The sequence below is a fragment of the Candidatus Acidiferrales bacterium genome (assembly GCA_035515795.1).
Lineage (GTDB): Bacteria > Bacteroidota > Ignavibacteria > Kryptoniales > JAKASW01 > JAKASW01.
On the sequence record DATJAY010000030.1, the window covers coordinates 57,217 to 72,470 of the forward strand.

Annotated in this window: 19 protein-coding genes and 1 tRNA gene; 17 read left to right on the forward strand and 3 right to left on the reverse strand. The window is 46.9% G+C overall.

Annotated elements, in window-relative coordinates; genetic code table 11:
- The first annotated feature begins 79 nt into the window (after positions 1 to 79).
- The 10 genes from VLX91_12560 (at position 80) to VLX91_12605 (ending at position 6,410) form a co-directional block, all read left to right on the forward strand.
- Positions 80 to 844 (forward strand): geranylgeranylglyceryl/heptaprenylglyceryl phosphate synthase, encoded by a 765-nt coding sequence (locus VLX91_12560; protein HUI31038.1) that lies wholly within the window; start codon positions 80 to 82, stop codon positions 842 to 844.
- Entirely contained in the window at positions 844 to 1,428 is a 585-nt protein-coding gene (locus VLX91_12565; protein HUI31039.1) for an SIS domain-containing protein, read from the forward strand. Before VLX91_12560 ends, VLX91_12565 begins: the two co-directional genes overlap by 1 nt.
- Before the next feature lie 57 nt (positions 1,429 to 1,485).
- Positions 1,486 to 1,767 (forward strand): 4a-hydroxytetrahydrobiopterin dehydratase, encoded by a 282-nt coding sequence (locus tag VLX91_12570; GenBank protein HUI31040.1) that lies wholly within the window; start codon positions 1,486 to 1,488, stop codon positions 1,765 to 1,767.
- An 18-nt stretch (positions 1,768 to 1,785) separates the two neighbouring features.
- Positions 1,786 to 2,376 (forward strand): orotate phosphoribosyltransferase, encoded by a 591-nt coding sequence (pyrE, locus tag VLX91_12575; GenBank protein HUI31041.1) that lies wholly within the window; start codon positions 1,786 to 1,788, stop codon positions 2,374 to 2,376.
- Positions 2,377 to 2,389: 13 nt separating this feature from the next.
- Positions 2,390 to 2,923 carry an NUDIX hydrolase gene (locus VLX91_12580; GenBank protein ID HUI31042.1) on the forward strand — a complete coding sequence of 178 codons (534 nt, stop codon included), beginning with the start codon at positions 2,390 to 2,392 and terminating at the stop codon, positions 2,921 to 2,923.
- On the forward strand, positions 2,923 to 4,230 hold the full coding sequence (locus VLX91_12585) for a thymidine phosphorylase (protein HUI31043.1): 1,308 nt from the start codon (positions 2,923 to 2,925) through the stop codon (positions 4,228 to 4,230). The genes VLX91_12580 and VLX91_12585 overlap by 1 nt, the downstream gene beginning before the upstream one ends.
- Entirely contained in the window at positions 4,227 to 4,376 is a 150-nt protein-coding gene (locus VLX91_12590) for a hypothetical protein (protein HUI31044.1), read from the forward strand. Before VLX91_12585 ends, VLX91_12590 begins: the two co-directional genes overlap by 4 nt.
- Before the next feature lie 34 nt (positions 4,377 to 4,410).
- On the forward strand, positions 4,411 to 5,457 hold the full coding sequence (locus tag VLX91_12595; protein ID HUI31045.1) for a tetratricopeptide repeat protein: 1,047 nt from the start codon (positions 4,411 to 4,413) through the stop codon (positions 5,455 to 5,457).
- A gap of 100 nt (positions 5,458 to 5,557) precedes the next feature.
- A complete protein-coding gene (locus tag VLX91_12600; protein ID HUI31046.1) occupies positions 5,558 to 6,001 on the forward strand; it encodes a peroxiredoxin in 444 nt (147 codons plus the stop codon).
- Complete coding sequence (locus VLX91_12605) at positions 5,991 to 6,410, forward strand: hypothetical protein (GenBank protein HUI31047.1); 420 nt, start codon at positions 5,991 to 5,993, stop codon at positions 6,408 to 6,410. The genes VLX91_12600 and VLX91_12605 overlap by 11 nt, the downstream gene beginning before the upstream one ends.
- A 38-nt stretch (positions 6,411 to 6,448) precedes the next feature.
- On the opposite strand, the gene VLX91_12610 is transcribed toward VLX91_12605, so the two are convergent.
- The gene (locus tag VLX91_12610) at positions 6,449 to 7,231 is read right to left on the reverse strand and encodes an inositol monophosphatase family protein (protein ID HUI31048.1); all 783 of its coding nucleotides are present in this window, start codon (positions 7,229 to 7,231) and stop codon (positions 6,449 to 6,451) included.
- Between the two features lie 158 nt (positions 7,232 to 7,389).
- Here VLX91_12610 and VLX91_12615 point away from each other — a divergent pair, with 158 nt between their 5' ends.
- The 4 genes from VLX91_12615 (at position 7,390) to fmt (ending at position 9,823) form a co-directional block, all read left to right on the forward strand.
- Positions 7,390 to 7,770, forward strand: coding sequence for a response regulator (locus VLX91_12615; protein HUI31049.1), 381 nt, complete (start codon positions 7,390 to 7,392; stop codon positions 7,768 to 7,770).
- Positions 7,771 to 7,850: 80 nt separating this feature from the next.
- Positions 7,851 to 8,426, forward strand: coding sequence for an HD domain-containing protein (locus VLX91_12620; protein ID HUI31050.1), 576 nt, complete (start codon positions 7,851 to 7,853; stop codon positions 8,424 to 8,426).
- Positions 8,426 to 8,782 (forward strand): hypothetical protein, encoded by a 357-nt coding sequence (locus tag VLX91_12625; protein ID HUI31051.1) that lies wholly within the window; start codon positions 8,426 to 8,428, stop codon positions 8,780 to 8,782. Before VLX91_12620 ends, VLX91_12625 begins: the two co-directional genes overlap by 1 nt.
- A gap of 105 nt (positions 8,783 to 8,887) precedes the next feature.
- On the forward strand, positions 8,888 to 9,823 hold the full coding sequence (gene fmt, locus VLX91_12630) for a methionyl-tRNA formyltransferase (GenBank protein ID HUI31052.1): 936 nt from the start codon (positions 8,888 to 8,890) through the stop codon (positions 9,821 to 9,823).
- 3 nt (positions 9,824 to 9,826) lie between these two features.
- On the opposite strand, the gene VLX91_12635 is transcribed toward fmt, so the two are convergent.
- Positions 9,827 to 10,123 carry a zinc ribbon domain-containing protein gene (locus VLX91_12635; GenBank protein HUI31053.1) on the reverse strand — a complete coding sequence of 99 codons (297 nt, stop codon included), beginning with the start codon at positions 10,121 to 10,123 and terminating at the stop codon, positions 9,827 to 9,829.
- Between the two features lie 197 nt (positions 10,124 to 10,320).
- Between VLX91_12635 and VLX91_12640 the strand changes: the two genes are divergently transcribed.
- A tRNA-Met gene (locus VLX91_12640) sits at positions 10,321 to 10,393 on the forward strand.
- Positions 10,394 to 10,450: 57 nt separating this feature from the next.
- Positions 10,451 to 10,693: a GIY-YIG nuclease family protein gene (locus VLX91_12645; protein HUI31054.1), complete on the forward strand. Its 243-nt coding sequence runs from the start codon at positions 10,451 to 10,453 to the stop codon at positions 10,691 to 10,693.
- Between the two features lie 247 nt (positions 10,694 to 10,940).
- On the opposite strand, the gene VLX91_12650 is transcribed toward VLX91_12645, so the two are convergent.
- Entirely contained in the window at positions 10,941 to 12,002 is a 1,062-nt protein-coding gene (locus tag VLX91_12650) for a glycosyltransferase family 9 protein (protein HUI31055.1), read from the reverse strand.
- Positions 12,003 to 12,791: 789 nt separating this feature from the next.
- Between VLX91_12650 and VLX91_12655 the strand changes: the two genes are divergently transcribed.
- Positions 12,792 to 15,239: a PAS domain S-box protein gene (locus VLX91_12655; GenBank protein ID HUI31056.1), complete on the forward strand. Its 2,448-nt coding sequence runs from the start codon at positions 12,792 to 12,794 to the stop codon at positions 15,237 to 15,239.
- The last annotated feature ends 15 nt before the right edge of the window (positions 15,240 to 15,254 follow it).

The following is a 15,254-nucleotide window of genomic DNA, read 5'->3' on the forward strand; positions in this document are numbered from 1 at the left end:
ATGGGTTTGATTTTCGAAAAACAGTTTGTTGCAGTCGTATGTTCTATATTTCTAATGATGAAATTATGTTTGGAGGCTAATGAAAACTTTCGAATATCTTCTTGAAGTACGCGAGAAGAAGGGGGCCGGGTTTTTGCTCCTGTTGGACCCTGATAAACTCGCACATGAAAACTTGAGGGACGTTGTTCAACATGCACAGGAATCGGGTGTGGATGCGTTCCTTGTAGGCAGCAGTCTGATGACTCGTGACATTTTCGAAGATGCGCTCAAGCAGATAAAGCGAGATGCCAAAATTCCGGTAGTGATTTTTCCCGGGAGCCTTTTCCAAATATCGAGTCATGCAGATGCAATATTGTTTCTTTCGGTGCTCGCATCTAGAAACATCGACTTGATAGTCGGAAATCATGTTCATGCGGCGCCGCTTATCCGTCAGCATAGATTAGAGACTATCTCGACTGCATACCTTCTTGTCGAATCCGGGAAAATGACATCCGCTCATTTCATGTCGGATAGCTTTCCGATCCCGCGTGAGAAACCGGAGATTGCAGCGGCGTACTCGATGGCCGCCGAGATGTTCGGAATGAAAATGGTTTATCTGGAGGCGGGCAGCGGCGCACTTTCATGCGTCCCTAAGGAGATGGTCCAGATGGTCGCCAAATCCGTTAACATGCCGGTCACGGTAGGCGGAGGAATTAAAAATCCGGAAATAGCGTATGAGCTTGCCAATGCCGGTGCGGCATTTGTCGTGACGGGCAATTTTTTTGAAGATAACGGCAATTCGGACAAGCTGAAAGAATTTGCAAGAGCGGTTCATTTCAAACAGCGGAAGGGAGTAGTCGTCTAGTGGTGGACCGGGTCAAATTTATCAGGGAATCGCTCGAAGAAAGTGCCGAAACGAAAAAAGCCATTTTGAATTCCTGCTTCGAAGATATTTCCAGCGCGGTTACCGTCGTAAGAGACGCCCTGAAGAATGGCAATAAGATTTTGCTGTGCGGCAACGGAGGAAGCGCGGCCGATTCCCAGCATATCGCGACCGAGTTTACGATTCGCCTGAACCATGACATAACTCGAAAAGGGCTCCCTGCAATAGCGCTGACCACGGATACTTCCGCGTTGACCGCCGGCGGGAACGACATCGGTTTTGAAAACACTTTTGCAAGACTTGTCGAGGCGCTTGGAGGAAAAGGAGACGTGCTGATCGCGATCTCCACGAGCGGGAATTCAGAGAACATATTGCGCGCGGTTGCCAGAGCGCACGAAATCGGGATGTATGTGATCGGCTTACTCGGGAAAGGCGGCGGAAAGCTGAAGCCACAGTGTGATCTCCCGATAGTTATTCCATCAGAAAACACTCAGAGGATTCAGGAGGGCCATATAACTGTCGGGCATATCGTGGCCGAGCTTGCTGAATTGGAATTGTACGGGTAGAAACATTTTTGTATTTCGAATTGCAAGTTCAGAATTTAAAGCTCAGGATGATCATTCATGAAACTTAACAAGCAGGAAATTGAATCGCGTTTGACCAGACTCGCGGGCTGGCGATATTCAAACGAGTCGATAATGAAAGACTACAAGCTCAAGGATTTCCCGGAAGCGATGGGTTTTGTCGTTAAGATAGCGCTGGCGGCGGAGAAGATGGAACACCATCCGGATATGACCATAGAGTACAACCGCGTGAAGATAATTCTCACAACGCACAGCGAGGAAGGGGTCACGGAGAAAGACTTCAATCTCGCGGAAAAAATCGAAAAATTTATCGGAGCATAATCAGGAAGCGAAAGTAAGATGGACAGAGAAAAAATGCTTGAACTATTCAGAACCACCGGCGCGCTTCAGCAAGGACACTTCCGATTGAGCAGCGGGCTCCATAGCCTCGAGTATTTTCAGTGTGCTAAGGTCCTGCAGTTTCCTCAATATAACGAACTCTTATGCGGGGACATCGCCCGCTTTTTCCATGATTGGAGAGTCGATATTGTGGTTGCACCTGCGATCGGGGGCATCATGGTCGGCCAGGAAGTTGCGCGCCAGATGCGAGTGCGTGGAATTTTTGCCGAGCGGGAAGATGGCAAGATGACACTCCGGCGAGGTTTCGAAGTAAAACAAGGAGAACGAATACTTGTTTGCGAGGATGTCGTGACCACGGGCGGGAGTGTTTTCGAAGTCATTGATCTTGTAAAGTCTACCGGAGGTGCAATCGTCGGCGTCGCCTCGATTGTCGATAGAAGCAACTCACCGATCAATTTTGGCGTTCAGTTCGTGTCCCTCTTGAAAATGGCTGTCCCGGTGTACAAGCCCGAGATTTGCCCTTTGTGTGAGGAGAAAGTTCCCGTTGTAAAACCGGGAAGCAGAAAAACTGCCGAATCCGATAACGCGTGATCAAAGCAGACTGATGGCTTTTAAAGTTCTTAGTCATAAGGTGGTACACCAGGGGCGGGTCTTTAACACAATTGTTGACGAGATAGAATACGATTCGGGCAATAAATCGGTCCGCGAGGTCGCCGAGCATTCTGGAGGTGCGGTCGTTCTGCCGCTGCTTGATGACGGCAGAATTATATTTGTTTACCAGTTTCGTTATCCTCTGAACCGATATATCTATGAACTCCCCGCCGGTAAACTTGAACCGAATGAGGCACCTGAAATTTGTGCCAGACGCGAGCTTGAGGAAGAAACAGGGTACACCGCAAAGAAGATTGAGAAACTCACGTCGATTTACACATCGCCCGGTTTTTGCAGTGAGGAGTTGCATATTTTCCTTGCGCGCGAGCTTAAAAATGGTAGTCAGAAACTTGAGGAAGGAGAGTTAGGACTAACGCTGAAATACATACCGACAAAAGAGGCGTTGCATATGGTGAAAGCGGGCGAGATCATGGACGCAAAAACTATCGCCGGATTATTTTTCCTCGAGAAGTTTATCGGCATTTGATGTTAACGCCGTACGAGATAATCCGCAAAAAGCGAGACGGGGGAGCTTTAACTAAGGAAGAGATAGAATTTTTTGTAAGACAATACACGTCAGGCAAAATTCCGGAATATCAAGTCTCCTCTCTGCTCATGGCAGTCTTCTTCAAGGGAATGAGCGATGAGGAGATTTTGCATCTGACGCGTACCATGATGAACACGGGAGTTGTTGTGGATTTGTCGGACGTGCCGGGGTGCAAAGCCGACAAGCATTCAACCGGCGGCGTCGGAGACAAGATTTCACTCTTGCTCGCACCGATTGCCGCAGCGTGCGGAGTTAAGGTGCCTATGGTTTCCGGGAGGGGATTGGGTCACACCGGAGGAACGATAGACAAGCTGGAGTCCATTCCGGGTTTTCGAACGAACTTGTCAGTAGCGGTCTATAAGAGAATTCTGAAAAAGGCCGGCTTGGTAATGAGCGCGCAGTCGGATTCTCTCGTCCCGGCGGATCGCAAGCTGTATGCACTTCGCGACGTTACGGCGACCGTCGAATCCATTCCACTTATTGTCTCAAGCATAATGAGCAAGAAGCTCGCCGAGGGTATCGACGCGCTCGTGCTTGATATTAAAGTGGGGAGCGGCGCTTTTATGAGGAATCTCGACGACGCGCGCGAGCTTGCCAGGAAGATGGTACACGTCGGACAATTATTCGGGAAGAAAGTCACGGCGTATTTGACGAATATGAATCAGCCGATCGGCAGGGAAGTCGGCAACTGGAACGAAGTCGTCGAGGCAATAAAAATCCTGCGCGGGGAACTGGCTGTTGATGATGTCTTTGCATTAACGAAAACGCTTACCTCTGAAATGGTGTGTCTGTGCACGGGCGAGAGTCTTTTGGAAACTGAAAAAAAAGTTGTGAAAGCCGCCGGATCCGGAGCGGGATATGAGAAGTTTTGCGAGATGGTACACGGTCAAGGCGGTGACATGAGATTTGTAGAGAGACCCGATAAATACAAAAAGCCAAAGTTTGTCGGCGAGGTAAAGTCGTCGGAGAGCGGTTACGTCTCCTCAATTGACGCCTTCAAATTGGGAATGGCTGCAGTAAAAATCGGTGCAGGCAGAATGAATGCCGGCGATAAAGTGGATCCCGTTGTCGGAGTCTCCGTCTTAAAGAAAATCGGCGACAGGGTTTCATATGGGGACGTCATTACAGTTGTTTACGCAAATGATAGTGCGCGGATGAAACCGGCGGTTCGGGAAATACATTCAGCTTACGGATTCTCCGAAAGCAAACCACAAGAACTTGATCTGATCATAGAGAGAATCGGATGAAGAAAACAATCATCTCCTGGAATCTTCATTTCTTGATCGACGAGAGAATTGCATATTTCACATACAACAAGATTTGGAGTTTTGAAGAGGAAATTATTTTTGGAGATAACCATGAAACATGCCGTCCACGAGCATTTGCCTTATAGGCTGGAAGCGTAAGGAGATTCCATTTGTAGTGAAATGAGGTTTTATCTACTTTTACTGATAAATCGTTTTGTCGTGTGTTCAGCTCTCATTTTATCTTTCCAGCAGCTGCATCCTTTGTTGGCACAGTCGAGTGTTTCTTCATTTGACCTTGAGTCCATGATAAACTCCACGATTGAGAACACTTACAATTACGAATTCAGAAACGCGATAGAAACTACTAACAGAATGATTGAGTCCTACCCCGCAAGACCGGAAGGGTATCTCTACAAATGTGGTGTGTTTTGGAAAATGTCGGAAGAAGGGTGCATCGACTCGACGGATAGTATGAGGTTTGAGATCAGGATCCTCATCGACAAAGCCTGCCAGTTATCAGCTGCAGAAATCGAGAAGAACCCGGATGATGTAAATGCTCTCTTTTGCTATGCCGGCGCGCTCGTCTATCGTGCCAGGGCCGAGGCGGTCAGCCACAATTGGTACGCAGTTATGTCGGACGGAATTAAGACAAGAAAACTATTGGAGAAGGTGGTCGCCGTCGATTCGAACTTTTGCGATGCATATTCAGGTTTGGGTGCGTTCAACTATTATGCTGCCCGGATTCCATGGTATTTAAAACCTATTGCATTCGTGCTCGGGGTGAGTGGAGATGAGAAGGAAGGAGTTGTGCAATTGAAGAAAGCGGCTCAATTGGGGAAGTATGCAAAGGTTGAAGCGGCCGTTTTTCTCTCGTCGGTGGTTTATGTGAACCAGGGCGACTACTCAGACGCTGCGGAGATAATGCGTGATCTTCATGGACAATTTCCCAGAAGCCTCTTTTTCTTGAGAAGTCTGTGCCGCGATTACTATGAGATGGGGAATTATTCTGAGACAGTTTACTACGCCGATATTGCTCTGTCGCCCGACACCTGCTCATGTCATCGAGGTGACATCGGTTACATACGTTTCTACAGGGGAGAGTCATACGAGAAGTTGAACGAGAGAAGCAAGGCTATCGCCGACTATGAGATAGTTGCTGTGCAGAATGGAAATGAATACTCCGGCAGGGAAGCGAAAGCGGCATTAGAAAAGCTTACCGACAAATAAACAATCTGCGGTCGATCGGCGCCGATCTGAACCAATGGACATAGAATATTGGTCACCCTCGCACCTGGAATTCCTCCCTGATTTTTTTGTTATATAATTCATGAAGCTAAAGATCGGTGACAAAGCACCGGATTTTGAGTTGCCGTCGACCGGGGGCAAGCTCTTTCGACTTGGCAACAGTCTCAGTGCTAACAAACTCGTTTTATATTTTTACCCGAAAGATTTTACGATGGGCTGTACTCGCGAGGCGTGTGGGTTCCGCGACGAATTTTCCGAGTTGGCGAATTCCGGAATGAACGTGATCGGCGTAAGCACCGATTCGATCGAGAGTCATGAGAAGTTCAAAAGAGAGCATAAGCTTCCATTCAATTTGCTGTCGGATATCAACGGCGAAGTTGCGCGTCTCTACGGGGTTTATAACAGTCTCTTCAAAATTGCCAATCGCGTTACTTTTATTATCGGCAGCGACGGGAAAATTGCGAGCATAACGAAGAACCTGTTTGCTCCAAAGGCACATATAAGAGCGGCGAAAAATGAGGAATGAGAAAGATGTTGTTTCCGCATTCGACGAAATTATCGAAGGGAAATTTGTATCTCGACGAGTCGTGGACTTGCGCGGCGACGATCTGAATCATGAGGGGGAAGACTTTGTCCGACCATTCATTCGGCGCCTGAAGTTACACGGGTTCGTAGAGAAGCCCATCAACGAGATCGAATTGCAATTTGAAGAAAGGGTACCGGCGTTTGTAATAAGAAATTGTAACGCATACTTCGGGTGGGTTTTTATCGAACGATTTACGCAAAAGAAATCGAGGAAGATGTTCGGCAGCGTGGTACGAAACAAGAAAGGCGATTGGTTGATTCAAGTCTCGCACAACAGCACTGAACCGGTTTATGCCAATTTGAAATTCAAAACGGAAATGGAAAGCGAAAGGCTGTTTGTGATGGAGTAGTGCCTTTTAGATCTAGATTTGTGACGGTTCTTGGGAATCTAGCTGCCGACCTTAAAATTTTTTTTCAGTACTTCGATCATCTCCTCATGTATCAATCCGTTTGAAAGTAGAATATTCTTTTGATAGATACTGTACTTCCCACCGGTGAAATCGGTGACTTTTCCACCGGCTTCTGCCGTTATCAGGACAGCTGCAGCAGTGTCCCACGGATGCAGATTCACTTCCCAGAATCCGTCCATCCTCCCGGCCGCGACATAACAAATATCGAGCGCTGCCGAACCCAGGCGTCTGATCGCCTGTGCCTTCAGCAAAAATTCATTGAAGTGCTGAATGCAATTGAACGGATTGTTCTTAATATCGTAAGGAAACCCCGTTGCAAGAAGCGAGCGTTCCAGCGATTCGGTCGAAGTCACTTTCAATTTTTCCCCGTTCATAAACGCCCCGGATCCTTTTTCGGCGGAAAACAGCTCGTCGAAGTTTGGATCGTACACCGCGCCTGCAATGACTTCACCCTTATATTCCACTCCGATTGAGACGCAATAGACCGGATACGAGTGCGTGTAGTTCGTCGTACCATCAAGCGGGTCAATGATCCATCTGTATTCTGAAGTCGGGAGGGTCGCCCCGCTTTCTTCAGCGAGTATTCCATGATCCGGGAATTTTTTTACGATAAAATTTTTTATAAGCGTTTCGGAACCTTTGTCGATATTTGTGACCAGGTTCGTGAATGATCCTTTCTGATTTATCTCGGATATTTTGCCTTCATTGTCCTTCAAGAACTTGCCCGCTTTCTTCGCTATTTCAACGATCTTATCTAACATCCTATTCCTTTTTCCTACAATTTAACGAGTATCTGATAGAATTTTTAGAATGAATTCTCATAAGATTAATATTTTGAGAGGAGTTTCCGATACAAAGATTAGAATAAAAGGTTATATTATTAAGCAGGTTTTTGAAAAATAGGAGACCTTTTAGTGCCATGACCACTGTCCTTATAGTTGAAGACCAGGAAGAAATTGCTGCTCTTTTGAAATTTAAGCTGAAGAATTCTGGATATGAAGTCGTTCACGCAGAGAACGGCAAGCTCGGACTTGAAGCTGCCCGCAACAATCGGCCGGATTTAATACTCCTCGACGTAATGATGCCCGTGATGAACGGCTTGGATGCTTTGAAAGCCTTGAAAAGCGACGACAATTTGAAATCTGTACCTGTGATAATGTTGTCGGCCCAAGCCAGTGAGCCGGCAGTTGTCGAAGGGTTCAAACTTGGTGCAGATGATTACATCACCAAACCGTTTCGAGCGAACGAGTTCATTGCGCGGGTTGAAGCAGTGCTGTCGAGATATAAAAAGGATGGTTGACTTCGTGGGGGTATTTAACTTCCACAGAATTGCTCTGCCGGGAGTTTGATTCTTTTCCGTACAGAAAATATATTCTTAATGTGACTGAAGGAGAACAGAAGATCCCTGCGAGGGAAGCGGCGTTGTCCCTTCTTATGGAGTACACCAAGACGGAAAGTCTAAGAAAGCATGCGTTTGCGGTGGAGGCCGTGATGCGTGCTTACGCAAACAACTTTCACGAGAACGAAGATGAGTGGGGCATCACCGGGCTTCTTCATGATTTTGATTACGAGATGTATCCGACGATGGAACAACATCCTTATGTCGGCAATAAAATATTGGCGGAGAGGGGTTATCCTGAAAGCATCCGTGATGCCATCATGGCACACGCTCCTTATACGAAGGTGAAAAGAATAAGCAAGATGGCGAAATGTTTGTTTGCGTGCGACGAATTGACTGGTTTTGTAATCGCCGTCGCATTGGTCCGACCGACGAAGCTAGGGGGGCTTGAGCCGAGCTCTGTGAAGAAAAAGCTTAAAGACAAGGCTTTTGCAAGAAGCGTAAACCGTGAGGATATAAAAAACGGGATTTTGGAATTTGGAATTCCGGAAGATGAACATATTTCCTTTGTGATAAGAGTGCTTCAGGAAAACTCCTCGGTTCTGGGATTGAATTGATGCCAAAGATCGCAGCAATAGTGAACGATTTGAATTTCATGACCAAGATTCGGAATGCAGCCGAGATTGTCGGTCTGACAGTCGGGTTCGTGGGCAATAGGGATCAGTTGGATCATTATCTGAAAGGTTGCGATCTGGTTATTATTGACCTTGAAAACGATTTTATCGATCCGGTCGATTTGATCGAACGAATAAGATCAAATGAAGCGAGGGCCTCAATTAAGTTGATCGGATACGTTTCTCACGTAAACACCCCGCTGAAGTCGCAGGCGATCGCGGCAGGATGTAACGAAGTCTTGTCTAGATTTGAATTCAATTCGAACCTCAGAGAAATCTTGCAAGCGGCATGTTATTAACACGATCATGGACGAATTGTGTCGCTGTTCCATGATCTTCTGAATTTGTTCGATGAGTTCAGTCGTAATTAACTCGCACTAAATTGCCCCACAAAAGAGATTGAATTGAGAATCATTTTCATGGGGACGCCGGGTTTTGCAGTCCCATCGTTGAAAGCAATCTTTGGGGCCGGATACGAAGTTGCTGCGGTCGTCACCAACCAGGATGAACCGCAGGGCAGAGGATTGAAAGTTTTGCCGTCTGCGGTTAAGAGTGCAGCGGTTGAACTTGGACTGAAGGTGATCCAGGTTGCCTCATTGAAAGAGCCGGAATTTATCGCAAAGCTAAAGGATCTTTCACCGGACGTAGTCGTGGTGGTCGCCTTTGGAATTTTACCCCGTGAAGTTTTTACGATTCCGAAATTAGGCACGTTCAATCTTCATGCTTCGCTGCTTCCAAAGTATCGCGGGGCAGCCCCCATCAACTGGGCGATCATAAACGGTGAGACTGAGACCGGGGTGACGACTTTTTTCCTGGACGACAAGGTTGATACTGGAAAGATAATTCTTCAGAAGAAAATACAAATTGGGGAGGATGAGACCGCAGGAGAATTAGCCAGCCGGCTTTCCATTCTTGGTGCCGAGACAGTTGTCGAAACGATCGCCAGGATCCAAAACGGTAACGTGAAAATTTCGGAGCAGGATAGTGCTCTTTCAACAAAAGCGCCCAAGATTTCCAGGGAGGATTGTTTGATAGACTGGTCGAAACCAGTAGCGGATGTCCACAATTTTATTCGGGGTTTTTCACCGGAACCAGGGGCTTACACATTTCTCAACTCTAAGATGGTAAAGGTATTCAAGACAAGACTGACGCGTGAAGCAAGCAGTCTTCCAGCAGGGACAATCAAGATCGAATCAGGCAGATTTTTGGTTTCATGTTCAAATGAAGTGGTTGAAGTTTTGGAATTGCAGTCAGAGGGGAAGAAGAAGCTTGCTTCTTCGGATTTTCTAAGGGGTGCCCGGATAGAATCTGGTGCCCGCTTTATGCCGGGTAGAAAATAAATCTTACTTCGTTTGCTTTTCTGTCTTCGCCGAAGCTGGTGTTTCAGTTTTTGATTTTGTTGCTGCTTCCGATTTGTGCGATTCGGTCCCGTTGTTTGATTTCGATGGCGATGAATTCGACTTTTTATAATCGGTGAGATAAAATCCCGAACCTTTGAAGATCATGCCTGCGCCCGCACTGATTAGTCGCTGAACCTTTCCTTGGCACTTCGGGCAATTTTTGATCGGCTCGTCGCTCATCGATTGAAATTCTTCAAAGAGGAAACCGCAATTATCACATTTATATTCGTAAGTTGGCATTCTTAAAGCTCCGCTTCCAAAAGATCTTGATTAAAATTTAAAATATTAGACTTGATCATACAATCACCATCATCTTTAACTCAAGAGATTTTTATTTTGTTCCATATATTTTGATGAATTGTATGCGAAATAGATTCTTGGAATGGATCTGATTTAACCTTGTTTGAGGTGGAACTCTGTGTTATATTATATGCGACCGCGGGGTGGAGCAGCTGGTAGCTCGTCGGGCTCATAACCCGAAGGTCGAAGGTTCGAATCCTTCCCCCGCTACAAATCTCAAAAAGTATTCTCGGTTCCGGGAATACTTTTTTTGTTTTAAGGTTGTAAATGTATACAGTTTATGTGTTGTACTCGGAGAAGTTTCATAGGCACTACACCGGTTTCACGTCGGATTTTGAGGGGCGGATGGCTTCGCATAATGTGTTGGGAAAGAAGGGATGGAGCAAGAAGTATCGGCCGTGGAAGGTAATTTTCACGGAGGAATATGAAACCAAGGCGGAAGCGATGAGAAGGGAGAAATGGTTGAAGAGCGGAGCAGGAAGAGATTTTATCAAAACGCTCGCTCACTAGAGATGATTCGGGCTCATATCCGCCTGCGGCGGACGAAGGTTCGAATCCCTCCCCCGCTACAAATCTCAAAAAGTATTCTCGGCTCCGGGAATACTTTTTTTGTTTTAAAGTTGTAAATGTATACAGTTTATGTGTTGTACTCGGAGAAGTTTCGTAGGCACTACACCGGGTTCACGTCGCATTTTGAGGGGCATGAGATCGCGCGATATCCTGAAAAAGAAGGAATGGAGAAACTGGATTCTTTATGTTATGACTCGTTAATACCGATCTTTGGTTCTGAAGCGGTTAGTTCGGCCCATTTGTTTTGAATTACTCCCCAAACTGTTTCAACAGTTATCATCTCCATTGCTTTCCTTTCGTCTTCATCCGAATAGTGGTCGAGAACCAACGGAGATTTGATGTTGACGTGCTGCTTGCCGTAAGCTCCCCAGTCCCCAGGGTCCGACGACCCAAGAAGCGCTACGACAGGCGTTCCGACGGCAACCGCTACGTTCATCGGTCCCGTGCAATTAGAGAAAAACATTCTTGAATTTTTGATGACGGCGGCAAGCGCGCCGACAGTATTTGTTTGTTCGCAGACGATCACATTTTTTCCGAGACCATCCGAGACTCGATGTGCCAGTGATTCCTCGCCTTTTCCCCATGTTACGACCACCCTGGCTTGAAGGTGCTCGACTATTCTCCCTGCAATTTCACGAAACCTTTCCGGCATCCATGCACGGACCGGCCTGCTTGCGCCGGGGTGAATACATATTGTGTTGGATTTCTGGAGGGAATTTTCCGAAAAGAAAACGGCCGAAAATTCCTGGTTTTTTTCGGAAACATAAACAACGGGGGTTTCATCATACGTGTTCAACCCGAGCGCCTTTGCAACATCGAGATTGCGATGTATTTCATGATAACGCCCCGCCGGTGCATTAACGTTTATCGTGTAGAGCCACATCATGTTTCTTGGGCCACACCCGACGCGCTGTCTTGCGCCGCTTAAATACGCCAGTATGGCACAGTGTTCGGACGTCCATCTTAAGTTGACGGCCAGATCAAATTTGTGTCTCCTCAGTTCACGGACAAGTTGTATCTGCTCTCCTATTTGCTCATCAATTCTATTCCCCTTTGTCCTGACAACGATTGACTCATCGTACAAGAAACCATCGGGAAGGATTTCTTTCATCAATTCATTTGACAAAATTGTTATCTTCGCGTCCGGGAAATTATCGCGAAATGCTCTTATTGCCGGGGTAGCCATGACAATGTCACCGAGTGCACCCCACTTAATGATGAGAATTTTTTTTACTTTACTTGTGTCCATATTGTCGATGCCGGCCGTCGGAATTGATCATTGCTCTAAGGTACAAAGCATAAAGAAGAATACAACTTTTATGCTGAAAAGCAAAATGGACTAATGACGAACCGTCTTGTCCATTGGCTAGTGAGTATTGGAACAGGACAAACGATCGCGCGGTGGGAAATTTCGTAAACTATAATGATTCAACCGGGGTACGTAACATTGCGGTAAGTGCGGCAAATCTCGCCTGCGATTCTATTTTCCAAACCTCGCCGATACTTCGATGGGCCCGGCGAATAACCCGCTGACGGGCAATTCCCCGGGCAGTGGTACGTACAAGATCAAGCCCGCCGCTGGGAGGCCAGGATATCTTGATAACTGCCGTTGGATTTTACACGGGGATGAGAGGACATATGATCACAGACACGGTTAAGGTTCTCCTCCCTCTTTTCCCGGCACGAATCGCCATAGAGTCATAGCATGGCGAGAATAGATGTCCTTAAGAGATGTCTCTGCTGGATCGGGAAGGGGATCCCCGCAAAAGGAAAACCTAGAATTCTCGGTCAATCATGACGCGCAATGGAGTTGGGTATCGATACTGCCGGATACACGTTCGGCTGTAGGTTTGATTACATAAAAGCAGACGAGGTTAGAGTTCCCGCGCAAAAAACGATCACGGAGCGCAGACTGCATTTGGGCTGGTGACCGAGGATGCAGAGCGATCGACTTTGCTTTTAAGCATCTTCTTCAGAATTTTAAATAAATTCCGATAAAACCATTAGGGCCGTAAGGCTCGTGGAACCTAATTTGTCTATGAGTGAGTCACTTAAAAGCACAAAAAAACCGGGGAATAAGACGAACCCGAAAGATCTTTTCAGCGAATTTGCCAGAAATGCTCCGGTCTGTTTAGTTGTGGTCAGGGCCCGAGAAAACGGAGAAAAATTTCTTTACTCTATAACTGACATAAACAAAATGGCCGAGGGACTTGTGGGGATGGAGTTCCCACTTTCTCATCCGATTGAGCTTTCTTCCATCCTGACTGAGGGGGACGCAGAAAAGTTTTTGTCGGCGGTGGGTGAAGCGATGAGGACATCCACGACCCTCGATTATGGTGAAATATTCTTGCAGCGTACAACAGCGCCTGGAGGTTGGTATCGCGTAAGGATGGTCCCGCTCCACCCGGGATTTGTCGGGATTGTATTCATCTCCACCACTTACCCAAGAAAAATCGAGACCGCGCTTCGTGAGAGTGAAGAACGCTGGCAACTCGTCGTGTGGGCGTCCGGTGATGGGATTTGGGATTGGAATCTTTCCAATGATACAATGTTTTATTCTGATAGATGGTTTTCGATAACCGGGTACGAAAGAAACGACGTTGCAAACCACCTGAAGAGCTTCGAAACATTCATCCATCCTGACGACTCCATGAAAGTAAAAAACATTTTGAACGGCTACTTGAATAAAGCCATCTCCACCTATTCAGTGGAATACAGGTTCAGGATGAAAAGTGGTACTTATAAGTGGGTGCGGGAAAGTGCGCAGGCTGTTTTTGATGGTCCCGGTAAACCGATAAGGATAGCCGGCTCACTTTCCGACATAGATAACCGAAAGCAGATGGAAGAGACGCTCCGGCGCGAGCGCATACTGCTGAGGACACTTATCGACAATATTCCCGATGCAATCTATGTGAAAGACTCGGAATGCCGAAAGATTGTGGCTAACCTGGCGGATATACACAACATGCATTTGGAATCGGAGGAGCAGGTTCGTGGGAAAAATGATTTCGAGTTGTTCCCTAAAGAGCTCGCGGAGGGATTCTATGCGGACGACATGGCGGTGATCCAAAAAGGGAAATCCGTATTGGACCGGGAAGAGTATGTCATAGACGATGGCGGCGACAAGAAGTGGCTGTGCACCACGAAACTCCCGTTGCGCGATGAGAAGGGCCAAATCATCGGTCTTGTAGGGATCGGCCGCGACATCACAAACAGCAAAATAACGGAGCAGAGGCTGCGTGAGTCCGAAAAACGTTTCAGACTGATTTCCGAGAACGTTGTGGATATTATCACCGTTCTCGATTCCGATTATGTTTGTCTGTACGCCAGTCCGTCTTATCGTCAGGATGGAATAGAGCCTGATGCTTTTGTGGGAAAAGACTTTTTGACCTACGTGCATCCTGAAGATACCGCTACCGTTGCATCCACGTTTAGAGAAGCGGTGGATAGTTATCACTACCAGGAAATATCCTTCAGGTTTCACAGAGAGAACGGAGATTGGAGGATCAAGGAGGCGACGGTCAACGCCCTATTGAGTGATAGAGGAGTCGAGATCCTGATTGTTATGCGCGACATAACGGATCGTGTGGCCAAGGATAATGAGAGGATCTCTCTTCAGGAGGAGTTGAAGAAGAGAAACTCTGAACTCGAAAGTATAATTGAAGAGATGAAGCAGATGCAGAGAGGACTCATCCAATCTGAAAAACTTGCTTCGATCGGCCAGCTGGTCACGGGCATCGCCCATGAGATAAATAACCCGCTGGCTTTTGTCAACAGCAACTTGAACAGGTTCGACGAATATTTTCACGAGTTCGTCGCGATGGAAAGGAAGTGGAGAACTTTTGGTGAAACCGCAGAGGGCAATCCGGCATATCGGGATACGGTGCATGCAATACGAAGAGATGAGGCGGAGTCTGACATAGAATCACTCGTTGAAGATTTTGAGGCATTGATGAGACATACCCGGGATGGCGCCGACAGAATCAGGAAGATCGTGGAACAACTCAGAGGTTTCACCCATCTCTCTGACAGCACCATGGCCGAAGCTGATCTGAACGCTGCACTGGATGATACGTTGTCCATCGTTTGGAATGAGCTAAAGTATAAAGCGACGGTTGAAAAGAAATATGGAAACGTGCCGCTTGTGGCATGCAATATTGGCGAGATGAAGCAAGTGTTCGTCAACCTTCTTGTCAATGCCGCTCAGGCAATCAAAGAAAAAGGAGAGATCACGATAAGAACGGGCGTTAACGGCTCGAACGCCGTTGTCGAAATAGAAGATACCGGAAGCGGCATTTCTCCTGAGCTGATTACCAAGATATTCGACCCGTTTTTCACCACTAAACCTGTGGGGAAAGGAACCGGCCTCGGCTTGTGGGTGTCTGCAACAATAATGGAGAAACATGGAGGTGAAATAAATGTGGAGAGTGAAGTCGGAAAGGGAACAAAAATGATCGTTACATTGCCTATTGAAGGGAAGTTATGAATCAGGAAAACGCAA

What these genes read in the sequence shown, in the direction of transcription:
- VLX91_12655 (HUI31056.1), top strand. Translation starts at nt 12,792, where the DNA reads ATGAGTGAGTCACTTAAAAGCACAAAAAAACCGGGGAATAAGACGAAC.
- VLX91_12585 (HUI31043.1), top strand. Translation starts at nt 2,923, where the DNA reads ATGTTAACGCCGTACGAGATAATCCGCAAAAAGCGAGACGGGGGAGCT.
- VLX91_12600 (HUI31046.1), top strand. Translation starts at nt 5,558, where the DNA reads ATGAAGCTAAAGATCGGTGACAAAGCACCGGATTTTGAGTTGCCGTCG.
- VLX91_12645 (HUI31054.1), top strand. Translation starts at nt 10,451, where the DNA reads ATGTATACAGTTTATGTGTTGTACTCGGAGAAGTTTCATAGGCACTAC.
- VLX91_12625 (HUI31051.1), top strand. Translation starts at nt 8,426, where the DNA reads ATGCCAAAGATCGCAGCAATAGTGAACGATTTGAATTTCATGACCAAG.
- VLX91_12580 (HUI31042.1), top strand. Translation starts at nt 2,390, where the DNA reads ATGGCTTTTAAAGTTCTTAGTCATAAGGTGGTACACCAGGGGCGGGTC.
- VLX91_12570 (HUI31040.1), top strand. Translation starts at nt 1,486, where the DNA reads ATGAAACTTAACAAGCAGGAAATTGAATCGCGTTTGACCAGACTCGCG.
- VLX91_12595 (HUI31045.1), top strand. Translation starts at nt 4,411, where the DNA reads ATGAGGTTTTATCTACTTTTACTGATAAATCGTTTTGTCGTGTGTTCA.
- VLX91_12610 (HUI31048.1), bottom strand. Translation starts at nt 7,231, where the DNA reads ATGTTAGATAAGATCGTTGAAATAGCGAAGAAAGCGGGCAAGTTCTTG.
- VLX91_12605 (HUI31047.1), top strand. Translation starts at nt 5,991, where the DNA reads ATGAGGAATGAGAAAGATGTTGTTTCCGCATTCGACGAAATTATCGAA.
- VLX91_12590 (HUI31044.1), top strand. Translation starts at nt 4,227, where the DNA reads ATGAAGAAAACAATCATCTCCTGGAATCTTCATTTCTTGATCGACGAG.
- VLX91_12635 (HUI31053.1), bottom strand. Translation starts at nt 10,123, where the DNA reads ATGCCAACTTACGAATATAAATGTGATAATTGCGGTTTCCTCTTTGAA.
- pyrE (HUI31041.1), top strand. Translation starts at nt 1,786, where the DNA reads ATGGACAGAGAAAAAATGCTTGAACTATTCAGAACCACCGGCGCGCTT.
- VLX91_12650 (HUI31055.1), bottom strand. Translation starts at nt 12,002, where the DNA reads ATGGACACAAGTAAAGTAAAAAAAATTCTCATCATTAAGTGGGGTGCA.
- VLX91_12615 (HUI31049.1), top strand. Translation starts at nt 7,390, where the DNA reads ATGACCACTGTCCTTATAGTTGAAGACCAGGAAGAAATTGCTGCTCTT.
- VLX91_12560 (HUI31038.1), top strand. Translation starts at nt 80, where the DNA reads ATGAAAACTTTCGAATATCTTCTTGAAGTACGCGAGAAGAAGGGGGCC.